Raw genomic sequence first — 23,085 nt, forward strand, 5'->3', positions numbered from 1 at the left:
TGATGATTGTAAGGGAATTCAAGCCACAAGATCTTAAAAGGGTGATGGAAATCGAGAGCATGTCCTTTGATGAGCCCTATCCCCCACAGCTTCTACGTTACCTTTATGATATAGGGGCTGGTTTTCTCGTTGCCCAAGAAGATAATATGGTTGTAGGGTATATTATATTTTGGATAAGATTTGAAAATGAAGGACATATCATATCACTAGCAGTTGATAAAAAATATCGTCGCAGAAAATTCGGAACAAGGCTTGTACAAGCGGCAATAGACGCCTTTGAAAGGTTTGGTGTTAATGTTATTAAATTAGAGGTTAGGGCGAAAAATAAAGGGGCTATAAAATTTTATAAGAGCCTAGGGTTTAAAGAAGAAAATAGGATACCACACTATTATGAGAACGGCGACGATGCAGTGGTGATGAAAAAAGAATTATAAAACTGGTGATTTAATGGTTAGAGAAGCTAAACTTGCCCTGGAGGATGGAACCCTACTCAGGGGTGAGGGTTTCGGTTTCGAAACGGTTAAAAGTGGAGAAGTCGTATTCGCGACTGGTATGACAGGCTATGTTGAAGCACTCACCGACCCCTCATATAAGGGCCAAATTTTAATGTTAACATATCCACTCCAGGGAAACTATGGCATATCCAGTAGATGGTACCAATCAGATGGTATAAAAGCAGAGGGGCTTATCGTAAGGGAAGAATGCAAAAAGCCATCACATCACATGGCAGAAAAGACGCTCTCAGACTTCCTAGAAGAATATGAGATCCCAGGTATAAGTGGTGTTGATACAAGGGCCCTAACAATAAAAATAAGGGAAAAGGGGACCATGAAGGGTGCTCTGGCTACTGAGGATATTGAAGATGATGAACTTATAAGATTAGCCATAGAACAACCAGACATACGCGAATTAGACCTTGTAGATAAAGTCTCCGTAAAGGAACCCAAAGTTTTGCATGAAGAATACAACGACAGGATCGCCATAATAGACTGCGGGACAAAAAACAATATCATAAAAGCCCTCCTGGAAAGAGAGGTTAGCGTGGCCCTTCTACCATATAATACAAGTCCAGATAAGATACTAGAATATGACCCTGACGCCATACTAGTATCAAACGGTCCTGGAGACCCAACAAGGGTTAAAGAGGCTATAGAAACGGTTAAAAGATTATCAGAGAGGCTCCCGATATTCGGGATCTGCTTCGGTCAACAGATAATAGCACTAGCATTCAACGCGAAAATATACAAGATGAAATTCGGACACAGGGGAGCCAACCAACCAGTCAAAAACCTAGAAACGGGAGAAGTCGCTATAACATCACAAAACCACGGCTTCGCAGTAGATCCGAAATCAATAGACGAAAAGAGTATCAAGATAACCCACCTGAACCTTAATGATGGGACAGTCGAGGGGATACAACATAGAGAACTCCCCATCATGGCCGTCCAATACCATCCAGAAGCCGGACCAGGACCACACGACACCTATAAAATCTTCGATAAATTCGTGGAGATAATGAGGGAATATTAAAGGGGATCGCCAGATGCCGAGGGATAAAAGCATAAAGAAGGTGCTTATAATAGGCTCGGGGCCAATCCAGATAGGACAAGCAGCCGAATTCGATTACTCAGGCTCCCAAGCATGTAAAGCCCTGAGAGAAGAGGGTGTTAAGACAATACTAGTCAATTCAAACCCTGCAACAATCCAAACAGACATGGAAATGGCCGATAAAGTCTACATTGAACCATTAACGCCAGAGATAGTGGCCAAGATCATAAAAAGGGAAAAACCAGACGCCCTACTCCCAACAATGGGTGGGCAGACAGGCCTAAACGTTGCAACAGGCCTAGCACAAATAGGGGCGCTAGAAGATGTTAAAGTCATAGGCTCGTCCATAGAAACAATAAGGAACGTTGAAGACAGAGACTTATTTGACAATCTCATGAAAAAGCTTAACGAGCCAGTACCCAAAGCTAAAGCCGTTGAATCGGTCGAAGAGGCCTTAGAGGCTGTTAAAGAGATAGGGTATCCTGTTATTGTTAGACCAGCATTCACACTAGGAGGTACCGGTGGAGGCGTGGCCCACAACCCAGAAGAACTCAAAGAAGTGGTTACAAGAGGCCTTGAAATGAGCTTCATAAACCAAGTCCTCATAGACCAATCAGTCCTAGGCTGGAAAGAATTCGAATACGAGGTTATGCGGGACAAAAAAGACACGTGTATCATAGTATGTAACATGGAAAACATAGACCCCATGGGCGTACATACAGGTGAGAGTATAGTTGTTGCACCAGCCCAGACACTAACTGACGAAGAAAACCAGAAACTCAGAGACGTATCCCTCAAGATAATAAGAGCCCTTAAAATCGAAGGAGGATGCAACATACAATTCGCAGTACACCCCGAAACAGGAGAATATAAAGTCATCGAAGTGAATCCACGGGTAAGCAGGAGCAGCGCCCTAGCATCCAAGGCAACAGGCTACCCCATAGCCAAGATAGCTGCCAAAATCGCCATAGGCCTCACACTTGACGAGATACAAAATGATATCACAAAAGAGACACCAGCATCATTCGAACCAACCATAGACTATGTAGTGACCAAAATACCCCGCTGGCCATTCGACAAATTCAGGGACATAGACAGGCACATTGGAGTACAGATGAAATCCACCGGGGAAGTCATGGCCATCGGCAGGACACTGGAAGAATCCCTACATAAGGCTATAAGATCCTTGGACATTGGAAGACATGGCTTCGAAGAAGTTCCATTCACACCAGCCGACCTTGCCAATCCCACAGATGAAAGACTATTCCAAGTATACACAGCACTAAAAAATGGGATGAGCATCAATAAAGTCTATAAGCTTACAAAGATTGACAAATTCTTCCTATACAAGATACTTGAGATAATAAAATTTGAAAAAACCCTCAAAGAGGACGGGCTAAGCCTTGAAACATTAAAGAAAGCTAAAAGGTTAGGTTTTTCAGACAAGAAAATAGCCCAACTTACAAGTTTAAAGGAGAAAGAGGTACGTAAACTGCGCAGGAAGCATAATATAAAACCAGTATATAAGATGGTTGACACCTGCGCCGCCGAATTCGAGGCCAAAACGCCATACTATTACGGATCCTATGACATGGAAGATGAAGTGGAAGTTTCAAAGAAACCAAAGGTCCTGATAATAGGATCAGGGCCCATAAGGATAGGCCAGGGCATAGAATTTGACTATTGTTGTGTACATGCGACCATGGCCTTCAGAGAGGAAGGATTCGAGACAATAATGGTAAACAACAACCCAGAAACAGTAAGTACAGACTATGACATATCAGATAAACTCTACTTCGAACCCCTAACCCTAGAAGATGTACTGGCCATAATAGACAAAGAAAAACCAGACGGGGTTGTGGTCCAATTCGGGGGCCAAACATCAATTAACCTAGCAGTTCCACTCGCAAAGGAAGGAGTAAAGATACTTGGAACACCCCACGAGAGCATAGACAAGGTCGAGGACCGTGAAAGATTCACAAAGGTACTGGAAAAACTGAACATACCCCAAGCCCCCTATGGTATAGCAAAATCATTCGAGGATGCCAGACGCGTAGCTGAAAAGATAGGATACCCAGTACTCGTAAGACCCTCCTATGTTTTAGGTGGAAGAGCGATGGAAATAGTCTACGACGAAAAAGAACTTGAAGAATACATGGAAGAGGCTGTCAGAGTCTCCCCAAAACATCCAATCCTCGTTGACAAATTCCTAGAGGATGCCATAGAAGTTGACGTTGACGCAGTATGTGACGGTGAAGAAGTCTATATAGGGGGTATCATGGAACATATCGAAGAAGCAGGCGTCCACTCAGGAGACTCAGCATGTGTCATACCACCCCAGACCATCCCAGAGGATATAATAAAAATCATAGAAGATTACACAAGAAAACTCGCACTAGAACTAGAAGTTGTAGGATTAATAAACATACAATATGCTGTCAAAGCCAATGAAGAGCCACCAGTCTACATACTCGAAGCCAACCCCAGGGCGAGCAGAACAGTACCCTTCGTGAGCAAAGCCACAGGAGTGCCACTGGCAAAAGTCGCCGCGAAACTAATGCTAGGCAAAAAATTATCAACACTGGGACTGACCTCAAAAAAAGAAATAGATCACGTGGCGGTTAAAGAATCCGTATTCCCATTCATCAAACTCCCAGGAGCCGACTCAGTACTCGGACCCGAGATGAAATCCACCGGTGAAAGCATGGGCATCGATGAAAACTTCGGCCTCGCCTATTACAAGTCACAACTTTCAGCCAACATGGAACTACCAATAAAGGGTAAAATCTTCATAAGCGTTAAAGACCCTGACAAAACAAAAATAGCAGACATAGTGCAAAAAGCAGAGGAGCTAGGATTCCAAATTATAGCAACACGGGGCACCGCAGAGGCCGTGAAGGACATCTCAAACATTGAGGTTATAAATAAAGTGAGCCAACCTTCACCTAACATAAAAGACGCCATACTCGCAGGTGAAGTGGGACTCATAATAAACACGCCCTCTGGTAAACAATCAGCCGATGACGGGTACATTATAAGGAGAATGGCCATAGAATTGGGAATACCATATGTCACAACACTTGCAGGTGCAAGAGCGGCTCTAAACGCCATAGAAGCGGTTAAAATGGGTAAAATAACGGTTAAATCCCTCAATGAATACCACGGATCATAGGGGTGGGAACCCCCATACCATCAAATATGAAATTTCCAAGGTTCTTTAAAACATGCGATGGCCTTGAAGATACTATTTTAGGGATTCAAAATGCTTGTTATTGAAAATGGTATTATATTAGAAGGTATGAATTTAAACCCTAAAAGGGCGAATATTGCAATAGAAGATGGCAAGATACTAGAGATAAGCGGGGAAAAAATCCCATCAGATCATAAAATAGACGCAAAAGGGTGCATCATAGCCCCAGGGTTTATAAACGCACATGTACACACTGCTGACAGCATCCTAAAAGACTTGGGTGACGGTAAAAGCCTAGAGGAGATAGTGAAACCCCCAATGGGATTAAAACATAGGATGCTCGAGAATACAAAAGACGAAAAGATCATAGAGGCTACTAGAGCCTCCATCATAGAAATGATATCCGCCGGCACCACAACCTTCATAGACTATAGAGAAGGCGGAATAAAAGGCATAAAATTACTTAAAAACGCGCTAAAAGGCTTACCTATAAATTCACTCATACTAGGAAGAGATCCAATCTTCCTAGAAGAAAACCCGAACACGACAAACCTGAAAAATAGGATAAAAAAACTCCTAAAATTCGCTGATGGGATAGGGGCGAGTGGATTCGGCGAAATAACCGACGAGACAGCCCACACAATCGTGGAAGAATGTGAAAAGTGGGATAAAATAGCATCAATACACGTAGCCGAAAGCATTAAAGCTCAGAGACTCTTCATGGAAAAGACAGGCAAAAGTGAAGTGGAAAGAGCCATAAATGCAGGCTTCCATTTACTCGTACATTTTACCAACCCACTCCCAGGAGACCTCCAACTAGCCTCAAAAAATAAAACTACAATTGTTGCATGTCCAAGATCAAATGGGATGCTATCAACAGGAATACCACCAATAGCAAAAATACATAAAAATGTAAACCTGCTCTTGGGAACCGATAATATAATGTTTAACGCGCCAGACATGTTCAGGGAAATGGAATATACCCTGAAAGTTACAAGGGCCCTTAAAGGGGGTTACTTCCATCCCAGGGAAGTTTTGAAGATGGCAACAACAAACATTCACAGATTCCTTAACAAAAAAATAGGATGCATAGCTGAAGGTTTCCAAGCAGATCTCATAATAGTTGAATCACTATCTAAAAACCCTTATCTCTCACTTATTAATAGAAGCCAATCGAAAAATATAAGACATGTTATAATAAAAGGTAAAATAGTTAAGAGGTGAATTTATGTACAAAAAAATCCTCCTACCCACCGACGGCTCAGAACATGCTAACAAAGCAGCTGAACATGCAATATGGATAGCAAAGGAGAGTGGCGCGGAGATAATAGCACTAACCGTCATGGAAACATCCACTTTCATAGGATTGCCAGCCGACGACCTTATAATACGCATCAAGGAAATCCTCGAAGAAGAAGCCTCAAATTCCCTGGATAAAATAAAAAAGCTTGTCGAGGAATCAGGCCACGATATCAAACTCACATTAAAGACAGATGAAGGTTCACCCGCGGATTCGATCCTAAATACGATAGAAGAAGAAGGTATAGATCTCGTGGTAATGGGGACATCAGGCAAACACAGCCTCGACAGGTTCCTTCTCGGGAGCGTGACAGAAAAGGTCGTAAGATCTGCAAAGTGCCCAGTATTAGTAGTACATTAACCTTTCAAAAAAAAGCTAATTCTTGGATCGGGTGTAGAGAATGTTAGCAAAGGATATAATGTCAAAAGAAATATACTATGTGAAAGTTCCAGGAAACCGCACACAAGCACTGGAGATAATGAGAAAAAAGAACGTTTCAGGGCTACCAGTTGTTAAAGAGGGCTCCGATAAGCTTGTGGGTGTCATAACACGTTCAGATATAATAGAAAACCCCGACGAGGAACAGATAGCCCTTATAATGACAAGGGATCCTATTGTGGCCTCCCCAGAAGATCCTGTAAGTTTAGTAGCCTCTAAGATGGTGGAAAATAATATAAGGAGGATTCCCATAGTCGAAAACGATAAACTAGTCGGTATAATCACAGCCTATGATATCGTATCCCGGGCACTCACAGAGATGGACATAGATTCTCCAGTAGAGGATTATATGATCCTAAACATACCCACAACATGGGATAGAACACCCCTTAACATAGCATTTGAGATCATGAGATACTTCAAATTAAAGGTTCTACTCACCATCAACAATGAAGCTAGACTATCAGGGATACTCACCGAGACAGACTTTCTAAACGAAAGCGAGGTAGTCTCTGAGAGGACAGTCCATAATACCTCAGTAGGTACTGAAGGAGACAGATGGACATGGGATAGCAAAAATGTTCTCTATGTTATCAAAAATCAACTCAGATTTTCAGATAAGGAAGTAAGGGATGTTGCCACAACAGAAATAGTCACAGTGACAAAAACGACAAGTGTCAGTAACTGCGCAAAGAAAATGAGAAAATACAAAATTGAACAAATACCTGTCATAGACTTTGAAGGAGAACTAGTAGGATTGTTAAGAGCCCAAGACCTTATAAAGGCCCTAGTTGATTCAGATGAGTAACGAATCCACTCTACGTATAAAAGCCTCAAAGGGAGCTTTAACATTCGCCGCGAAAAATGGGGGGAAAGTATCTATCAAAGATCTTCAATTAAAGGTTTTATGGGGATATTGTTGGTTGCATGGACTACCATATATCGAAACATTCCTCGCAGTGATGGAACTGATACTCAAGAAGATAATAAGTGATGTTATAGAGCATGAAGATCTCAACCTAGAATATCGTATTATAGCCAATGACACCCCAGAAGAAGCGAACCAAATAGAGATAATATTCAATAATATAAAAGCAGATGATATCGAATTTCATGTCCTCGGAGACATCATATTCCAAGGGGAGGATACCAGGGGCTTCATCCGCAAAATAACCAGTTTCAGAAGGAATGTAGATGAAAACATACAAACCGTACTCTAGTTTTTCATCCGCCTTATACCTGATAATACCTCTAGTAGTATCCTCTCAGCCTCTTTTCTATCTTTAACTTCCTCAATTATTATCCTACCATCCTCAGAAATCTTAACTATACCATCGCCTATTTTTAACCATTGAGCATCTTCTCGGTAAGCTTTGAAGTTGGAGTATGTTTTCTCCAAATCAATAGGATAAGGGAGTTTTAATTCAAATATCGTCCTACCATCCTCTTGAGAGCCTATAAGCTCCCCCCTATACTTGCGGTAGCCTTCCATGTCCACGTGCACGCCCCTGAAACCTGCTGATTTAAATTTCCCCAGGATATATTCTAGGAGTTGCTTGTCTAGTATTTTACTTGTATCATCTACTTGGATTACCGCGATACCATTAAAGTCCCTGACCCTGACTAACTCAAGACCTGTAAGATCCTTTATAAGTTTTTCAGCATATGATATCATATTAAGTTTTTTGGCGGTTATCGGCCCCTTTATCCTAGTTGCCAAACAAGTAGTATCTGGTGCATAATCTATGTTTTCTCTTTTCAAGTACTCCATAACATCTTCTTCTGTTATTTTCGCTTCTAATAGTGGACTTCTTATTTTTCTTTTATAATTTGCCATGATCCCCGGCCGATCTTCGAGCATGTCTGTTATATTAGTCCCATCTACTATGATATCAAATCCCTTTTCTTCTGCGACGGATTCTAGGATAGCGTAAATGCGATCTTTGCAATGGAAACACCTTTGAGGGGTGTTTTTCCTGAAATTTTCGTATTCAAGGAAATTTTCTTTTATGATTTTATGCGGGATTCCCAGTTTCGAAGCTATATACCTCGCATTTCGGGTGGCATCTACTGGTAGCGTCCCAGTGTCTACAGTTACGGCGATAGCCTCCCTTGAGGCCTTTGATGCTATCTTGGCGATGAGCGTACTGTCTGATCCCCCAGAGAATGCTATTATAACCTTTTTATCCTTTAGGATGTCTTCGACTTGTTTAATCTTTGCCTCAAGTTCCATTATGGATACTACCTTAATAGTTCGTCTCTCACATATTCTAGGACTCTGATGGCATCCTCCCTTTTTATGTCAACACCCTCATCTTCTATAAATTTTTTTAATCGCTGGAGAATATCTGGGTTTATGTTACACTCTCTATAGATTCTATCATATGTCCTTTTAGGATAAAATATTGACTTGGCAGCTCTGATAAGATGCTCTAGTTCATCCTTTGAGATTATACCATGCATATATGCTCTCTTAAAATTGTAGTGGATACTTACAAGGGAATCTGATAGTGGTTGTAGGGTCTTGGGATCGAAGGCAACTGCAACATCATCATCAGATTCTATGCTCCCATCCTTGTATTTCTCATAGATATAGCCTATACCTATCATCCCGAGACTGTCAAGTTCTGATGCTCGGAGAGCCCCCATACTAGCCCCTCCAACCACCTTCACACCCATTTTAAGTGCTTTTATTATCTCCTTGTGGGCGACTGCAGGCTCATGATGGAAAACCCCATCTATGATCACGATGATATCAACAGGCCTTCTAATAATCTTTAGGATATCACCTCTCCTTACCGGGGGATGATATTCGGCCTCCAATATCCTCCTAGCTTCCCTAGGATGTAGGGATGGACCCGTGAATACGATTACCCGCTTCATGCTTGATCCTATCCCCTATCCGGGTGTTGTCAACAGCAAATACCTCCAATCCGGGTACTATAACCCTTACCACTGGCACCTTAACTTCACGTGTAAGATCCACAAAGAATACATCAGAAAATCCGCATTTTTTCAACTCTCTAAGCGTGACTTTAATATCCCCTCTGAAGGTCCTCTTTGACCTATTTTTCAACTTATCCAATCCTATTACAGTTTCGGCTTCTTCAAACCAGTGGCTGTTAATCCTTTTCATCCGCTCATACCCTGCCTTCTTCATGAAAATCGCCCTAACAGTATCTTCCCGGGTTCCATGTATTTGTGTGGCCCTGCTCTGGGCCACCTCTGTGAGCGCCCTTATAACTGCCACTTCAGGGTCTAGGTGTGTTCCAACACCTATGCTTAGTAATGTGGGATCCTTTAAGAGGGTGTCATCGGCTACTGCGGCGACTGTTGGTATCCTGATGTCGTTTGTAAGGTCTATTAGGGTTATGTCGATCTTCGCGTCCTTGAATTTGTGGAGCAGATCCTCTATGATCTTATTGTCAGTGTCTTGACAGTCTATTTCCCTTTTCGGGCCCCTTTTTGCCTCGAAGATGCTCCAAGCATCTCTTTCTATTAATTCCATGAGTCCGTGGAATACTGCTTCCTCGATAGCATTCCCAGAAGCGAGCCCATTAGTATTTGACCTGAAAAGACTTACACAATCCTCTGGCGGATTATAGGGATGATAGACGGCATTTGCGGGGATGTGAGCCTCTTTTTCATCTTTTAGGTTTGTGGCTTTCACCCATTCAATTTTCCCATCCACTTTACTGTCCTGGGGGAGTATGAGACTTTTAGGGTCTACATGTCCTATTATATCATCTAATGGTGCTTTAATGGACTTTTCGGCGTCTTCACTTTTTTTCTCTGCTGAGTATCTTTCGAAGGCTTCCATCATAGCCGATGCCCTAGCCTGTGACCTTGTAGCCCCTTTACCAGCGTATATGCTCACAGCACCCTCCTCTGCAGTTGGTCTTATAGCAGAGTATACTGGTATACCTATCCTGTCAAGGTGTGTTATCTCTGTTATCCTTGTAACGCCTATACTTTGTAGTTTCTTTTCGATCCATTTTATAGTCTCAGAAGGGTTCCTGGCCCTGTGCGTGCAACCAATATATTTTACGGGTACATTGGAGAACATGGTAATCACTATAGGGTGAATATGCTTTTAAATGTGATTGCGAGGGCTGCTAAGATGGCGAAGAGCCATATTATTGGATTCCAGCGTATAACCTTCGCCCCATCCAATACGCTGAAGGGTAGAAGATTGAAGAATGCTATGAAACCATTAACGGCATATCCTAGGGTTGCTATGCCAGCTAGGATGCCTGTTGAAGATGATGCTAGGAAGAGGAAAAACAGAGCTAATAGGATGTTTGTAGCGGGTCCTGCTAATGCTATTTTACCATTTTCTTCTCGGCTAATGTATGTTCCATGTATGTATACTGCTCCAGGTGCTGCGAATACAAAACCAAAATATGCTGTTATAAGGGCGAGTAATATGCCGCCCATCCATAGCTTGTATTCTGCCCAGAAACCATATCTTATCGCCATGAGCTTGTGGGCTATTTCATGGAATACGAAACCCGCACCCACGCCTATGATACTCGCAGGTAAGAGCGAAACCGCCATGTTAAATTGTCTATTCGAGAAAACATATGAGAAAACAGCCGCTATTACTATCATGGATATTATGATATCCCTTATTTCCCTAGTCGTGAATTTCACCATATATTTTATAATCTCTCTCTGTTCATATAATAGTTTCTATCCCTTGAATACTATCCTGAAGCAACTACCATCATGACCTTTAACGGATATTTTCCCCCTCAGTTGTCCTACGAGGATATTAACGAGTTTCAAGCCTAGTGACTTGCTTTCTTGGAGTTTATCCACTGGGAATCCTATACCATCATCCATCACTCTCAGTTCAAGGCTATCCCCTACTCTTTTAAATTTAATGTATATTGTGCCCTGATTTCTACCATTGAACGCATACTTCAAGGCGTTTGTCACAAGTTCGTTGATGATCAAGCCAAGGGGGATTGTAGTGTCGATGTCAAGGTATAAATCTTCAACATCTAATTTTATATTTATGGACTTCCCTGCAGAATATGAATGTAAAAGATTCTTTATAAGTTTCTCCAGGTATTTTCTGAAATTTATCCTTGCAAGGTCCTCTGATTGGTACAATTGTTCATGTATAAGTGCCATAGACCTTATCCTATCCTGTGTTTCCTTGAATGTGCCATTTTTCATGTTCTCGGTCATTGATTGCAGGCTGAGGAGGCTTGAGATTATCTGCAGATTATTTTTCACTCGATGATGGATTTCCTTTAATAGGACTTTTTTCTCTTCGAGGGATCTTCTAAGCTCGTCCTCTAATTCTTTACGTTGCCTTATATCCCTGGCCACGATAACAGCATAATCATCTTCATTGAACTTAACAGTATCCAAGTTCATTTCAGTTAAGATGAGGCTTCCGTCCTTTTTAAGGAGGGGCGCTTCTATGGAAATTTTCTCTCTCCTTGAAAGGATCTTCTTGAAATTTTCATGGTATTTTTTGGGGATTATGTCGAAGATGGAGGTTATATCATCCCTTGAATATTCTAGGTTGATGAGAGTTGACTTATTAACATCTACTATTTTTCCATCAGCTTCAACTAGGAATATGAGGTCTCTTGTATGGTCAAGTAAAGTTTTAAATCTTTGGAGTTTATGGAGTGTATTCTTTAATTGTGGATAGTAACTTTTTCTCACAGATTTTCCGCCGAAGCCCATGATAGCCTTTTTAAGGTGTTGCCAGTCCTTATCTGTTGATGGCATTTTCAAATATCTCCCGTATATCATCTATTCTTGGTTTGCGCGGATTTGTAACGATACAGGGGTCGTTAAAGGCCAATTTCGCAAGTTCGTCTATGTCATCTTCTGTGATACCATAATCTCCTAGGCTCATGTCAATTCCAAGTCTCTTCTTAAAATCTTTCAACCTGGCTATGAGAGCATCCTTCACATTATCTGTCCTTGATCTTAATCCTAGGGCCTCTGCTATCCTCGTGTACTTTCGTGGGTTTGTGGGAAAATTGAATTCTATAACATCCTCTATTAGGATGGCGTTAGCTATTCCATGGGGGATGTCCAACCTACCCCCTAGGCTGTGTGCCATTGCATGTAGAAGGCCGAGACTCGCATTGGAGAAGGCTAATCCCGCTTCCAGGCTTGCGAGCATCATGTTGGAACGTAGGCCAAGGTTTTCAGGGTCCTTAACGGTTTTGTGCAAATTTTCACTTATCAGTTTCATGGCGTCAAGTGCATTTATATCTGTCAGATGGGAGCTGGCGGTGGATACATAGGCTTCTATGGCATGTGCAAGGGCGTCCATGGCAGTGGAGGCTGTGAGTAACCTGTCCATGGTTAGGGTCGTATAAGGGTCTATAAGTGAAACGTCTGGAATGAGGCTCCTGCTTATTATGGCGATTTTGGTTTTCCTCTTGGTGTCCCTTATTATTGCAAATTGTGAAATGTCTGCTGATGTCCCGGCTGTGGTTGGTATGCAGATAATTGGGGGGCCAGGTTTTGGTATTTGGTCAACGCCCTCAAATTTGAGGATATCTTCTCTGTTAGAGCTTACTATACCTATGCCCTTTGCACAGTCTATTGGACTTCCACCCCCAAGGGCTATTATAAAATTGCACTCTTCAGCCTCGAAAACCTCGGCACCCTCCATAACCTCATGGTCGCGTGGATTTGGCGTAACATCATTGTAGATTGTATATTCTAGTCCATTTTCAGTTAGTATAGATTCCATTTCATTTACATGACCGGCCTTTTCTATGCCATGATCAGTTACGAGGAGTATCTTCTCTGCTCCAAGGTTTATCGCATATTGTGGGGCTAGTAATCTGGCACCCTCTCCAAATACCAATTCACTTGTAACAAATTTTCTAAGATTAAAATCATCCATAACATCACCAGAGGGTGGAATACAACATTTAATAGACTCTTCACTAATTAATATTCTTTTATGTGAAAGTTTTCCCAAATCCCAAAAAAGAAGATAGAGGAATTAATATAATTTATTATGCAAAAAATATCAGGATGGGAAAACCTCAACATTCTTGGGTGATTTTTTTGATGAACAGATTAAAGGCCGCCCTTGAGAAAATAATGGAAAAAGGCTGTGACATGGCTGTGATATCCAAAAGTGAAAATGTCTTCTATTTGACTGGGTTCAGACCTTCTGCTCGTGCATTTTTGATTTTGGCTGATGAACCAATTTTAATGGTTACTCGTATGGATATTGATGAAGCTGAAAACTTATCAATCGATGTTCTTGAATTTAAAAAATCAGAGGATGTGAAAGAAAAAATTGAAAGCATATCTCCTATGGCTGTTATCTTTGAACCTTCACTTCCAATTGGCACATTCAGCAAATTAAAAGGTTCTTTCAAATTTACCATTGAAGACATCATAGGCGATCTTAGGATGATAAAGGAAAAAGTCGAAATAGAACATATTAGAAAGGCTTTGAGGATAGCCGAGGAATCTTTCATGGAAGTAGAAGTGCAGGGTGTTGAAGCCATGATAGCAGCCAACCTTGAATATCATATGAAAATCAATGGATCGATGAAGCCTGCATTTGATACCATTGTAGCATCTGGTGTGAGGTCAAGCAATCCACACGCCGAAGTTTCATTCAATAAAATAAAGACCCCAGTAGTTATCGATTGGGGCGCCACCTGGAGATATTATCATTCTGACACTACAAGGACCCTTGTAAGGGGTGAAGATGAGGAGGAGATACTTGACATTCTATTGGATGCTCAGAGGGAGGGAGTGAAAGCAGCCAAACCCGGAGTGAAGGCCTCATATATAGACGAGGTTGTAAGGGGTGTTATATCTGAATATGGGTACGAGGATAATTTCATACACTCCACTGGCCATGGTATAGGATTAGAAGTTCATGAACCACCATCTTTATCAGCGAATGAGGATATTAGACTTGAAAAGAACATGATCATAACAATAGAACCCGGAATTTACATTAAAGGAGAATTTGGTGCCAGAACCGAGGACATGATCCTCATCAAAAAAAATCCTAAAATATTAAATACGCTCCCCTCTAGAATATAATTTAACACTTTAAAGGAGTGTAATATTGTGCTTGTCCCAAAATATTTATCTCCTCTTGTCGATGCAATTGAAAAGGTAACCCCTGAAAGATTCCTTATAAGCATACAAGAGAACCTCGTCAGAACAGGGATCTATCTAAGAGCCGCTGAAGTTATAACATTAATTCTATTTGCAAGCATATTCTTCGGATTAATGGGGATTATAATAGCCATGGTCCTGGGCATAGGCCTTTTAATCCCATTTCTCGCAGGTTTCATCCTCCCACCTATAATATTTGCCTCTTACATCTTTATAATGATGGAGCGAAGGATTGATGCAATAGAACAGGGAACCCCGGATTTTCTAAGGCAAATAGCATCACTTTTACGTGCTGGAATTGGCCTTGAAACAGCCCTTGAAGACATCTCAAAACAAGGAAAAGGTCCATTATATGATGAACTGAAAAGGGCGGTTATCGAGATAAAGATAGGTAGGACATTTGATGATGCCCTGTTGTCAATGGGCCGTAGACTAAAATCCGACACCCTCGACAGAACCTTCAGGATGATAATAGAGGGTAAAAGGGCTGGTGGAAGCCTTGCAGATGTCATAGAGGCTGTTGCAGAGGATACGCGCGCAGTTTTAGCCCTTAAAAGGGAGCGGAAGGCTAATGTTATGATGTCTGTCATGTTCCTCGTGGTGGCCGCTATAATCGCAGCACCATTCGCACTTGGAATGATCATGGTCTACTCAGCATTCATAGAATCCCTCGGGAAAACCAATCCAATCCTCGGAACTGCAAAGATCGCTGCGGGCGGTTATATAATAATCCACTCTATAATAGCAGGGTTACTCATAGGCATAATCATGTTTGGGAGTGCGAGGAAGGGGATTAAATATGCCATTCCCCTAGCTGTTTTAGCATTCGGTATATTCTATGTTATTGACAAGTTTGGCTTCGTAATCGTAGGTTCCATGGCACCCTAAATAAAAGAGTTATGGAGGCAGAATCAATGGATATAAGATATGATGAAATCGCCCAAGGCTCTGCCGAGCTGATACTACTGTTCGGTGGGGTTATCATCATAGTGATTTTCGCGGCATTATGGTATAAAAACTATTTAATATCCGCAGGTAACGAAATAAACAAAACTGATGTGCAAACCGTTACAAATTCCATCCAAAATCTTAAAAATAAATTCTAAAGGGGTCTTCCCATGAAGATGCTGATCAATGGGAGACTCAAAGGCGAAGAGAAGATTGAAATCCGCAACCCCTATAACAACGAGATCATAGACAAAGTACCAGCAGCTTCAAAAGAAGATGCAATAGAAGCCATTTCAGCAGCTAAAAAAGCCAAGGATGAAATGATCTCATTAACAGCACACAGGATTTCAGAGGCACTCTATGATACAAGTCAGGAACTTAAAAAAAGGTCCAAAGAATTTTCACACCTACTAGCCCTCGATTCTGGGAAGCCTATAAAAGCCGCCAGAGACGAAGTTAAAAGGTCCATAGAGACGCTGAAATTGTCCGCTGAGGAATCTAAGAGAATATATGGGGAAACCATCCCAATGGATGCTGGTATAGGTGGTAAAGACTTTATGGGCTTCACAATAAGACTACCACTGGGAGTTATAGCCGCCATAACACCATTCAACTATCCACTTAACCTAGCCATCCACAAAGTTGGCCCAGCACTCGCATCAAAAAATACTGTAATATTAAAACCATCACTTAAAGCACCATTATCAGCACTAAAAATAGGCGAAATACTAAACGAATACTTCCCCCCAGGCGCGATAAATGTTCTAACAGGTAAAGCTTCCATTATAGGTGATGAAATTTTAAAAAGCGAGGATATTGACAAGATATCATTCACAGGGGGCTTCAAAACGGGTAAAATGATAGCAGAAAATAGTGGGATGAAAAAACTCACCCTAGAATTAGGCGGTAACGACCCTCTCATAGTACTCAAAGACGCCAACATAGAAAAAGCCGTTGAAGGCACTATAAGGGGATCATACCTCTACTCTGGCCAAATATGTATAGCAGTGAAGAGGATAATCATCGAAGAGAAAATAGCGGATGAATTCGTGCAAAAATTAGTAAAAGAAACTTCAAAGTTGAAAATAGGCGACCCCCTCGACCCAAAAACTGATATAGGCCCCCTTATAAATGAAGAAGCGGCCATAAAAATTGAAAAGCTTGTTTCAGAGGCTATAGAGGATGGTGCGGAGCTTTTATATGGTGGTGGGAGAAATGGTAACCTCTTCGAACCCACCATATTAGATAATGTTAAACCCTCAATGAGACTTGTTAAAGAAGAAACATTCGGCCCAGTATCACCCATAATAAGGGTGAAAGATGCTGATGAAGCCCTAAAGGTTGCCAACAGTACCTGTTACGCCCTCCAAGCAGGAGTATTCACAGAGAACATACACGAAGCTTTAAGGTTCGCCTCAGAATTAGAGGCGGGAACAGTGCTCATAAATAAACAATCAACTTACAGAGTGGATCACATGCCATTCGGAGGCTTCGACTGCAGTGGAATGGGTAAAGAAGGCGTTAAGTATGCTATAGAGGACATGACAAGGACTAAGCTTATTATATTCAACAAAAATTAGGAATATGAAAGATTTTAAGAACTGTAAACTTTGCGAATGGCGATGCGGTGTAAACCGCCTCAAAGGAGAAACTGGCACTTGCTATGTAGGATTACCAGAAGTGGCATATACAAGTCTGGCCTATATTCTGAAAAGTTATTCCATAACATTCCTTGGATGCCCATTCAAATGCCTATACTGTAATGCCTATAGGATTTCACAATACCCAGATACAGGATGGATCTACAGAGGCTATATCGAACCTGAAAAGATGGCCAAGGAGGCCCTGGACCATCTTAAAAGTCCACTCGCGAAGAAAATAGGAGCATATAGGCTTAGTTTCACTGGTGGAGAACCTACAATACACACACCATACCTTGAAGAGCTTGTAAAGACAATAAAGAGGTTTAATCCTTCAATTGAAGTGGGCGTCGCCACGAATGGCTTCCCAACAATGAAAACACTTAAGAGGATCCTGAGGATTGTGGATTTCATAAACTTTGAAATCAAAGCATTTAACGATGAAATTCACAGAAACCTTACAGGGGCGCCATCAGAGCCCGTGTTAAGGAATGCGGCTTATCTCGCGGAAAAATCCCCCGAGAAGGTCAGAACCTTCAGAACTGTTGTAATCCCAAGGATAACCGACAGAGAAGTTCCCAGGATAGCTGAGTTCTTATCAGAAATAAACAAGGAGATACCCTATAGACTTGTTGGATTCAGACCCAACTTCGTATTATATTATCATAGTGGACCACCTAAAGGTCTTATGGAAGATCTTGTAAAAAAATGCGAAAAGAAGGGTCTAAAGAATGTTGATTATTCAGGATATTATCCATTAAAGGCGAAAGATCCAGATTATTATCTTAAAAAACTTGGATGTCCACTACCACGCAATTGCGGAGAATGCAAATTTAAAAAAGAATGTAAGAGTATACTAATGGAACCATGGCTCTTCAGATGATCTAACACCCTATACTTTGTAGACCCGCCCTCAAGGAAACCCTATTTCCCTTCTATGAACTTTTCCACGATTTTCCTCGCCTCATTAAGGGATTCTAGGGGGATTTTATTTGGAAGACCGCCTATTTCCCCTTTAACATCCCTTAGAACGCCCTCTGTGCCCAGGAACATGCCCTCACTTGTTATCCCCCTGAAATTTTGGGGCGGTAATAATGCGACTGCAACATGATCACCCTCTTTAACCTCCAGATCATTTGTCACAACCCTAATAGACCTGTCTCCAATGTTAACATTACATATCTGGAGTTTATCGGCTTGCGGGTGCCCAGCAGAGCTCATAACCTCCCCCACTATTATGTCAATGCCTATAATCGGATCAAGGATTTTACCCAACATTATACGCTCCTTAAGCTTGAGTATTGTGTTAAGGAAAAATTTTATCCTAGCAATATTCTCTTCTGTTTTCTCTTTATCCCTGGCCTCTTTAAGGAACATTTCAGCCCACCCTTCACCTCCAAGAGCCTCCATTATATTCTTTCCCTTCTCTTTAATCAACCGCATTTCTGGCGAAGATGCAAGTTCCTCGGGTTCAAGATAAGAATAGATAAGACTCTGGAGGATTTTTTTAACTTCATCAGCCATTTGAACGGCCAATTTTTTATTCCATTTTCCCAGGAGGCTGCCCGATTCAACAGCTTTCATAAAAAGGCTGATGGATTTATCAGCAACTTTAAGTCGATAATCTCTGCTCGTATCCCACATCGGATCCACTCCAAAAATTTTCCCAATCCTATAAACTATTTAAATTATAAGAAATAAACTTCCATAAAAGAATACCCAAAAGGGGGTAAGGAGTGTAAAATTATGGTGGAATTATCCAACCTTTATGGCCTTGACATCTATACTTCTCGGGGTAAATATGTTGGCAGAGTCCAGGATGTTGTCCTTAACATAAAGAAGGGTCGAGTGTCAAAACTTAAAGCAAAGGCAATGAGCCCCGAGAAAAGAGATCTAGGATTAAAAGATGTTCTGAAGACCAGCATACGTATAGTCCCAGAATCTGATGAGATCAGACCACTAAAGGAAGAGGGTATGATAGACATCCCATATGAGCGGGTTAAGGCCGTGGGTGACATACTTATAATATCCCCAGAGGTTAAGACAACTGAGGTCAAAAAATCTTATGAAGCCCCAATAAGATAGGGTAGAATCCATGATAGTGGGAATAGTGGGCTGCGGAGCCATAGCTAACATCATCACAGGTTACGTTCTGGAAGAAGATTCTAACATCCAACTTAGATTCTTCTATGATAGGGACCTTGAAAAGGCCGAGAACCTAGCATCCATGGCAGATGGGATCGCAGTTTTAAAAGTAGAGGACATGTTAGACAAGGTTGATCTTATAATAGAAGCCGCATCACCCGAGGCCGTGGCTGAGATCGTCCCAGACATCCTCAAAGCAGGAAAAGACGTTCTTATAATGAGTGTAGGGGCTCTCATGGATAAAGGGCTCCGTTCAAAGATTGAAGATTTAGCCACAAAGAATAATGCGAACGTTTACATCCCTTCAGGGGCTATAGTGGGCTTAGATGGTATAAAAGCAGCATCTATAGGTGAGATCACCTCTGTTAAATTAGTTACAAGGAAGCCTCCACGTTCCCTGGGCATATCCACCGATGAAAAAAAGTTACTATACAAGGGTAATGCTTCAGAAGCTGTTAAAAAGTTCCCCCTTAACATAAACGTAGCAGCCACACTCAGCATAGCATGTGACATGGACGTGGAAGTTGAAATTATAGTAGATCCTAAGGTAGACCGGAATGTCCATGAGATCACCGTTAAAGGAGACTTCGGAGAATTAAAAACCATCACAGAGAATGTTAGATGTTCACTCAACCCTAAGACAAGCGTACTAGCAGCCTATTCAGCTATCAAACTCCTTAAGAGTTTAAGCGAGAATTTCAAGGTTGGCACATGAAAGAATGTGAAATCTACTCTAATATTAGGACTCCATGTGGTTGCAAGGTGGTTGCAAGGCTTGACGGGAGAGGATTCCATAGGCTAACCAGAGAATTAAACTTCAAGAGACCATATGATCCCTTTTTTGCAGATTGCATGATTAAAACTTCAATTAACCTCATGAAGGAGTTCAGTCCAATTTTCATTTACACATTCTCTGATGAAATTAACATACTATTCGGAGAATTACCATTCAATGGCCGCATCGAGAAATTAGATTCAGTACTCGCAAGCTTCACAGGAACATCATTCATCTTATGCCTCCTTAAAAAATTCAAAAAGGATAACATTAAAAAACCCATATCATTTGATAGTCGAATAATCCCCCTAGGTGACCATCTACTAACAGAATATTTCAAGGCAAGACAAGACGAGGCATGGCGAAACTGCCTCAACAGTTACGCCTATTGGACCCTCAGAGAAACCATGGATAAAAAAACCGCCACAGAAAAACTCAAAGGTCTAAAATCAAGTGACATCCACGAACTCCTCTTTGAAAGGGGTGTGAACCTTGCAAAAGTCCCCAAATGGCATAGAAGGGGTATTGGAGTATACAAACGAACCGTTACAATAAGAGGCTATGACCCCAGGTATAAAAAAGAGGTGAAATCAGAGAGAAAGAAGATCATAGTCGACAAGAAACTTCCACTTTTTAACGAAGATTTTTTCAAGGCAATAGAAGGGATAAAATAATGGGAATTATAGACTACCTCCTGGAGAAGATTTTTAGGATGAAGAAAATCAAAAGGGTACAAGTTGACCAGAAAGTTATAGATGATATAATAGAAACTGCGCGGAATGTTCATCCAAGAGAATTCGCAGCCCTACTTGAGGGTAAGATAGAAGAGGAAAGCCTCCACATCACGGGGTTAATCTTTCTACCAGGTGAAGCCTCAAACGAGGGTGCTGTAATGCAGACTTTCATGTTACCACCATTTACTTCCACCATTGGATCAGTCCACTCCCATCCGACGCCCAACAATAACCCTTCAAGGGAAGATTTCCACTTCTTCTCAAAAAATGGCCTCTTTCATATGATAATAGCCTACCCCTATCGGGAGAATACCATAGCATCCTATGACAGGTTTGGTAATAGGATAGAATTTGAAATTTTAGTGGGATAATTCAATTGCGACGATATCATCCACATTCTCTAGTTCCTTTATCTCATCTAGTACAGTGGCTGGAACTTCTTGGTCTACTTTAAGGACCATTACAGCTTCTCCGCCGATTTCTTTCCTACCAACCTGCATGATAGCTATGTTAATGTTATGTTCTCCAAGTTTTGTTCCTATGGCACCGATGGTCCCTGGGAGATCCTTATACTTTGCTATTAACATTATACCCTCCGGTTTTATATCCACACTGTAATCGTTTATCTTCACGATCTTGGGCTCCCGGAGATAAGTTCCCTCAACACTGAACTCTCCCTTATCAGATTTGACATTTAACACTATAAGTGACTTGTAATCCCCGGATTCTGATCTTCTACCCTCTGTAACTATCATACCCCTCTTCTTCGCGATCATGGGCGCGTTAACTAGGTTCACCGGCTCTGTGAGTATAGGATTTAATATACTTTGGAGTATGGTTCTTGTAAGGATATCCTGTTGTGGTATCTCAGCTAATTCACCACAATAGGTAACCTCCAAGTTTTCTATTTTTCCAGGTGTTGCCTGTACAACAACACTTCCAAGCCTCTCGGCTAATACAATGTACGGTTTCAAGAACTTGAAAGTTTCAGGTTCCAACACTGGCATATTAAGCACATTCTGGGGGGTTCCACCCTCAAAAACCTTTCTAATCTCATTTGCAACGATTATAGCCGCGTCTCGCTGGGCCTCCACTGTTGAAGCTCCTATGTGTGGAGTTAAAACCACATTATCCAATTTTAAGAGTGGACTGTCCTTAGGAGGTTCCTCCTCGAATACATCAAGGGCAGCCCCACCCAGTCTACCCTCCTTTAATGCATTATAGAGGGCTTTCTCGTCCACTATACCTCCACGGGCACAATTTATTATAAAGGCAGTATCCTTCATCATATCCAATTCACGATCTGATATAAGATATCGTGTCTCTGGAGTTAATGGAACATGTATACTTATAATATCAGACCTCTTAAGGAGCGTTTCAAGGTCAACTATCTCCACACCCATCTTATCGGCCACTTCCTTGCTAATATATGGGTCATGGACGAGCACATTCATCCCAAAGGATTTTGCCCGAGTAACCACCTGGGATCCTATCCTACCCATCCCTATAACTCCAAGGGTCTTGTTGTTAAGTTCTATACCCATGAATTTGTTCTTATCCCATCTACCCTCCTTCACAGACTTATCAGCTAAGTGTATCTTCCTTGCAAGTGCTAACATTAAACCCATGGTATGTTCCGCGACTGTGATGGAGGTGGATTCTGGGGCGTTTATAACCATAATACCCTTTTCCGTGGCGGCCTTAACATCAATATTATCCACACCTACACCAGCTCTTGCGATGATCTTCAACCTTGGAGCAGCCTCGATAACCTCCCTGGTAACCTTCGTCCTACTCCTTACAATAATAGCATCAAAATCTTTTATAGTCTCTAGGAGTTCTTCAGGTGTTATAGTGGTGTCAACCACAACCTCGGCTACCTTTTCAAGTTCAGCTATCCCTTTTTCATTGATTGAATCTGCAACAAGTACTCTCATATTTTCCACCTGCTAAGACTCTGATATGATCATAAAGTAGAAGGTAAAATATAATCTTATTATGAGAATATATCTTACACTATATATATAGGGGGGGCTATTTCATATATGGGACAAAAGGAAGCATTAAATTTTATCGGAGGGTAAGCCCCCCAGAAAGCCCGAAAAGTTTAAATTTCAGAACATGACTAGGGGGTCCTAGTCTCGCCAGGAAAATCCACAACGCCTCCAGGGGCCGGTTCCTTCACATAATATCCTACAAAAGCTTAAAAGAGCTAATAGGATAGTAAAGAA

At 41.5% G+C, this 23,085-nt stretch carries 24 protein-coding genes; 16 read left to right on the forward strand and 8 right to left on the reverse strand.

Annotated features, from left to right (window positions below; all coding sequences use genetic code 11):
• The first annotated feature begins 2 nt into the window (after window positions 1–2).
• The 7 genes from rimI to MTTB_RS02245 all read left to right on the forward strand — a co-directional run bounded on the left by rimI (window position 3) and on the right by MTTB_RS02245 (window position 7,696).
• Complete coding sequence (gene rimI, locus MTTB_RS02215; protein ID WP_248565250.1) at window positions 3–434, forward strand: ribosomal protein S18-alanine N-acetyltransferase; 432 nt, start codon at window positions 3–5, stop codon at window positions 432–434.
• 13 nt (window positions 435–447) lie between these two features.
• Window positions 448–1,530 (forward strand): glutamine-hydrolyzing carbamoyl-phosphate synthase small subunit, encoded by a 1,083-nt coding sequence (carA, locus tag MTTB_RS02220; protein ID WP_248564892.1) that lies wholly within the window; start codon window positions 448–450, stop codon window positions 1,528–1,530.
• Between the two features lie 13 nt (window positions 1,531–1,543).
• Window positions 1,544–4,720: a carbamoyl-phosphate synthase large subunit gene (gene carB, locus MTTB_RS02225; protein ID WP_248564893.1), complete on the forward strand. Its 3,177-nt coding sequence runs from the start codon at window positions 1,544–1,546 to the stop codon at window positions 4,718–4,720.
• A gap of 90 nt (window positions 4,721–4,810) precedes the next feature.
• Window positions 4,811–5,962 (forward strand): amidohydrolase family protein, encoded by a 1,152-nt coding sequence (locus MTTB_RS02230; protein ID WP_248564894.1) that lies wholly within the window; start codon window positions 4,811–4,813, stop codon window positions 5,960–5,962.
• A 4-nt stretch (window positions 5,963–5,966) separates the two neighbouring features.
• Window positions 5,967–6,398 (forward strand): universal stress protein, encoded by a 432-nt coding sequence (locus MTTB_RS02235; protein ID WP_248564895.1) that lies wholly within the window; start codon window positions 5,967–5,969, stop codon window positions 6,396–6,398.
• A gap of 40 nt (window positions 6,399–6,438) precedes the next feature.
• Window positions 6,439–7,284 (forward strand): CBS domain-containing protein, encoded by an 846-nt coding sequence (locus MTTB_RS02240; RefSeq protein ID WP_248564896.1) that lies wholly within the window; start codon window positions 6,439–6,441, stop codon window positions 7,282–7,284.
• Window positions 7,277–7,696, forward strand: coding sequence for a hypothetical protein (locus tag MTTB_RS02245; RefSeq protein ID WP_248564897.1), 420 nt, complete (start codon window positions 7,277–7,279; stop codon window positions 7,694–7,696). The genes MTTB_RS02240 and MTTB_RS02245 overlap by 8 nt, the downstream gene beginning before the upstream one ends.
• Here MTTB_RS02245 and larE read toward each other — a convergent pair.
• From larE to ercA, 6 genes are read right to left on the reverse strand one after another with little or no spacing between them, the layout of a single operon-like run.
• Window positions 7,693–8,709, reverse strand: coding sequence for an ATP-dependent sacrificial sulfur transferase LarE (larE, locus tag MTTB_RS02250; RefSeq protein ID WP_248564898.1), 1,017 nt, complete (start codon window positions 8,707–8,709; stop codon window positions 7,693–7,695). The genes MTTB_RS02245 and larE overlap by 4 nt on opposite strands.
• Before the next feature lie 8 nt (window positions 8,710–8,717).
• The gene (locus tag MTTB_RS02255) at window positions 8,718–9,359 is read right to left on the reverse strand and encodes a TfuA-related McrA-glycine thioamidation protein (protein ID WP_248564899.1); all 642 of its coding nucleotides are present in this window, start codon (window positions 9,357–9,359) and stop codon (window positions 8,718–8,720) included.
• Window positions 9,316–10,542, reverse strand: a complete 1,227-nt coding sequence (locus MTTB_RS02260; protein WP_248564900.1) for a YcaO-related McrA-glycine thioamidation protein — start codon at window positions 10,540–10,542, stop codon at window positions 9,316–9,318. Before MTTB_RS02260 ends, MTTB_RS02255 begins: the two co-directional genes overlap by 44 nt.
• 8 nt (window positions 10,543–10,550) lie before the next feature.
• Window positions 10,551–11,132, reverse strand: coding sequence for a metalloprotease (locus tag MTTB_RS02265; protein WP_248564901.1), 582 nt, complete (start codon window positions 11,130–11,132; stop codon window positions 10,551–10,553).
• A 36-nt stretch (window positions 11,133–11,168) separates the two neighbouring features.
• The gene (locus MTTB_RS02270; protein WP_248564902.1) at window positions 11,169–12,227 is read right to left on the reverse strand and encodes a PAS domain-containing sensor histidine kinase; all 1,059 of its coding nucleotides are present in this window, start codon (window positions 12,225–12,227) and stop codon (window positions 11,169–11,171) included.
• The gene (ercA, locus tag MTTB_RS02275) at window positions 12,211–13,365 is read right to left on the reverse strand and encodes an alcohol dehydrogenase-like regulatory protein ErcA (RefSeq protein WP_248564903.1); all 1,155 of its coding nucleotides are present in this window, start codon (window positions 13,363–13,365) and stop codon (window positions 12,211–12,213) included. The genes MTTB_RS02270 and ercA overlap by 17 nt, the downstream gene beginning before the upstream one ends.
• 170 nt (window positions 13,366–13,535) lie before the next feature.
• Here ercA and MTTB_RS02280 point away from each other — a divergent pair, with 170 nt between their 5' ends.
• Genes MTTB_RS02280 through MTTB_RS02300 form a run of 5 tightly spaced genes read left to right on the forward strand, consistent with a single transcriptional unit; the run spans window position 13,536 to window position 18,083 of the window.
• Window positions 13,536–14,534: a M24 family metallopeptidase gene (locus MTTB_RS02280; protein ID WP_248564904.1), complete on the forward strand. Its 999-nt coding sequence runs from the start codon at window positions 13,536–13,538 to the stop codon at window positions 14,532–14,534.
• Window positions 14,535–14,561: 27 nt separating this feature from the next.
• Window positions 14,562–15,500, forward strand: coding sequence for a type II secretion system F family protein (locus tag MTTB_RS02285; protein WP_248564905.1), 939 nt, complete (start codon window positions 14,562–14,564; stop codon window positions 15,498–15,500).
• Window positions 15,501–15,526: 26 nt separating this feature from the next.
• The gene (locus MTTB_RS02290) at window positions 15,527–15,718 is read left to right on the forward strand and encodes a class III signal peptide-containing protein (protein WP_248564906.1); all 192 of its coding nucleotides are present in this window, start codon (window positions 15,527–15,529) and stop codon (window positions 15,716–15,718) included.
• Between the two features lie 12 nt (window positions 15,719–15,730).
• Window positions 15,731–17,140 carry a lactaldehyde dehydrogenase gene (locus MTTB_RS02295; RefSeq protein ID WP_248564907.1) on the forward strand — a complete coding sequence of 470 codons (1,410 nt, stop codon included), beginning with the start codon at window positions 15,731–15,733 and terminating at the stop codon, window positions 17,138–17,140.
• A gap of 4 nt (window positions 17,141–17,144) precedes the next feature.
• A complete protein-coding gene (locus tag MTTB_RS02300) occupies window positions 17,145–18,083 on the forward strand; it encodes a radical SAM protein (RefSeq protein WP_248564908.1) in 939 nt (312 codons plus the stop codon).
• Window positions 18,084–18,124: 41 nt separating this feature from the next.
• On the opposite strand, the gene MTTB_RS02305 is transcribed toward MTTB_RS02300, so the two are convergent.
• Window positions 18,125–18,844: a tRNA-binding protein gene (locus MTTB_RS02305; protein ID WP_248565251.1), complete on the reverse strand. Its 720-nt coding sequence runs from the start codon at window positions 18,842–18,844 to the stop codon at window positions 18,125–18,127.
• A 102-nt stretch (window positions 18,845–18,946) separates the two neighbouring features.
• Here MTTB_RS02305 and MTTB_RS02310 point away from each other — a divergent pair, with 102 nt between their 5' ends.
• From MTTB_RS02310 to MTTB_RS02325, 4 genes are read left to right on the forward strand one after another with little or no spacing between them, the layout of a single operon-like run.
• Window positions 18,947–19,285 carry a PRC-barrel domain-containing protein gene (locus MTTB_RS02310; RefSeq protein ID WP_248564909.1) on the forward strand — a complete coding sequence of 113 codons (339 nt, stop codon included), beginning with the start codon at window positions 18,947–18,949 and terminating at the stop codon, window positions 19,283–19,285.
• A 10-nt stretch (window positions 19,286–19,295) separates the two neighbouring features.
• Window positions 19,296–20,060: an aspartate dehydrogenase gene (locus tag MTTB_RS02315; protein WP_248564910.1), complete on the forward strand. Its 765-nt coding sequence runs from the start codon at window positions 19,296–19,298 to the stop codon at window positions 20,058–20,060.
• On the forward strand, window positions 20,057–20,794 hold the full coding sequence (locus MTTB_RS02320; RefSeq protein ID WP_248564911.1) for a tRNA(His) guanylyltransferase Thg1 family protein: 738 nt from the start codon (window positions 20,057–20,059) through the stop codon (window positions 20,792–20,794). Before MTTB_RS02315 ends, MTTB_RS02320 begins: the two co-directional genes overlap by 4 nt.
• The gene (locus tag MTTB_RS02325) at window positions 20,794–21,225 is read left to right on the forward strand and encodes a Mov34/MPN/PAD-1 family protein (protein ID WP_248564912.1); all 432 of its coding nucleotides are present in this window, start codon (window positions 20,794–20,796) and stop codon (window positions 21,223–21,225) included. Before MTTB_RS02320 ends, MTTB_RS02325 begins: the two co-directional genes overlap by 1 nt.
• Here MTTB_RS02325 and serA read toward each other — a convergent pair.
• Window positions 21,214–22,791: a phosphoglycerate dehydrogenase gene (gene serA, locus MTTB_RS02330; protein WP_248564913.1), complete on the reverse strand. Its 1,578-nt coding sequence runs from the start codon at window positions 22,789–22,791 to the stop codon at window positions 21,214–21,216. The genes MTTB_RS02325 and serA overlap by 12 nt on opposite strands.
• Window positions 22,792–23,085: the final 294 nt, after the last annotated feature.

Source organism: Methanothermobacter tenebrarum (assembly GCF_023167465.1).
Lineage (GTDB): Archaea > Methanobacteriota > Methanobacteria > Methanobacteriales > DSM-23052 > Methanothermobacter_A > Methanothermobacter_A tenebrarum.

Excerpts from the sequence above, each read along its gene's own strand:
- rimI (WP_248565250.1), top strand. The coding sequence starts at position 3 with ATGATTGTAAGGGAATTCAAGCCACAAGATCTTAAAAGGGTGATGGAA.
- carA (WP_248564892.1), top strand. The coding sequence starts at position 448 with ATGGTTAGAGAAGCTAAACTTGCCCTGGAGGATGGAACCCTACTCAGG.
- carB (WP_248564893.1), top strand. The coding sequence starts at position 1,544 with ATGCCGAGGGATAAAAGCATAAAGAAGGTGCTTATAATAGGCTCGGGG.
- MTTB_RS02230 (WP_248564894.1), top strand. The coding sequence starts at position 4,811 with ATGCTTGTTATTGAAAATGGTATTATATTAGAAGGTATGAATTTAAAC.
- MTTB_RS02235 (WP_248564895.1), top strand. The coding sequence starts at position 5,967 with ATGTACAAAAAAATCCTCCTACCCACCGACGGCTCAGAACATGCTAAC.
- MTTB_RS02240 (WP_248564896.1), top strand. The coding sequence starts at position 6,439 with ATGTTAGCAAAGGATATAATGTCAAAAGAAATATACTATGTGAAAGTT.
- MTTB_RS02245 (WP_248564897.1), top strand. The coding sequence starts at position 7,277 with ATGAGTAACGAATCCACTCTACGTATAAAAGCCTCAAAGGGAGCTTTA.
- larE (WP_248564898.1), bottom strand. The coding sequence starts at position 8,709 with ATGGAACTTGAGGCAAAGATTAAACAAGTCGAAGACATCCTAAAGGAT.
- MTTB_RS02255 (WP_248564899.1), bottom strand. The coding sequence starts at position 9,359 with ATGAAGCGGGTAATCGTATTCACGGGTCCATCCCTACATCCTAGGGAA.
- MTTB_RS02260 (WP_248564900.1), bottom strand. The coding sequence starts at position 10,542 with ATGTTCTCCAATGTACCCGTAAAATATATTGGTTGCACGCACAGGGCC.
- MTTB_RS02265 (WP_248564901.1), bottom strand. The coding sequence starts at position 11,132 with ATGGTGAAATTCACGACTAGGGAAATAAGGGATATCATAATATCCATG.
- MTTB_RS02270 (WP_248564902.1), bottom strand. The coding sequence starts at position 12,227 with ATGCCATCAACAGATAAGGACTGGCAACACCTTAAAAAGGCTATCATG.
- ercA (WP_248564903.1), bottom strand. The coding sequence starts at position 13,365 with ATGGATGATTTTAATCTTAGAAAATTTGTTACAAGTGAATTGGTATTT.
- MTTB_RS02280 (WP_248564904.1), top strand. The coding sequence starts at position 13,536 with ATGAACAGATTAAAGGCCGCCCTTGAGAAAATAATGGAAAAAGGCTGT.
- MTTB_RS02290 (WP_248564906.1), top strand. The coding sequence starts at position 15,527 with ATGGATATAAGATATGATGAAATCGCCCAAGGCTCTGCCGAGCTGATA.
- MTTB_RS02295 (WP_248564907.1), top strand. The coding sequence starts at position 15,731 with ATGAAGATGCTGATCAATGGGAGACTCAAAGGCGAAGAGAAGATTGAA.
- MTTB_RS02300 (WP_248564908.1), top strand. The coding sequence starts at position 17,145 with ATGAAAGATTTTAAGAACTGTAAACTTTGCGAATGGCGATGCGGTGTA.
- MTTB_RS02305 (WP_248565251.1), bottom strand. The coding sequence starts at position 18,844 with ATGTGGGATACGAGCAGAGATTATCGACTTAAAGTTGCTGATAAATCC.
- MTTB_RS02310 (WP_248564909.1), top strand. The coding sequence starts at position 18,947 with ATGGTGGAATTATCCAACCTTTATGGCCTTGACATCTATACTTCTCGG.
- MTTB_RS02315 (WP_248564910.1), top strand. The coding sequence starts at position 19,296 with ATGATAGTGGGAATAGTGGGCTGCGGAGCCATAGCTAACATCATCACA.
- MTTB_RS02320 (WP_248564911.1), top strand. The coding sequence starts at position 20,057 with ATGAAAGAATGTGAAATCTACTCTAATATTAGGACTCCATGTGGTTGC.
- MTTB_RS02325 (WP_248564912.1), top strand. The coding sequence starts at position 20,794 with ATGGGAATTATAGACTACCTCCTGGAGAAGATTTTTAGGATGAAGAAA.
- serA (WP_248564913.1), bottom strand. The coding sequence starts at position 22,791 with ATGAGAGTACTTGTTGCAGATTCAATCAATGAAAAAGGGATAGCTGAA.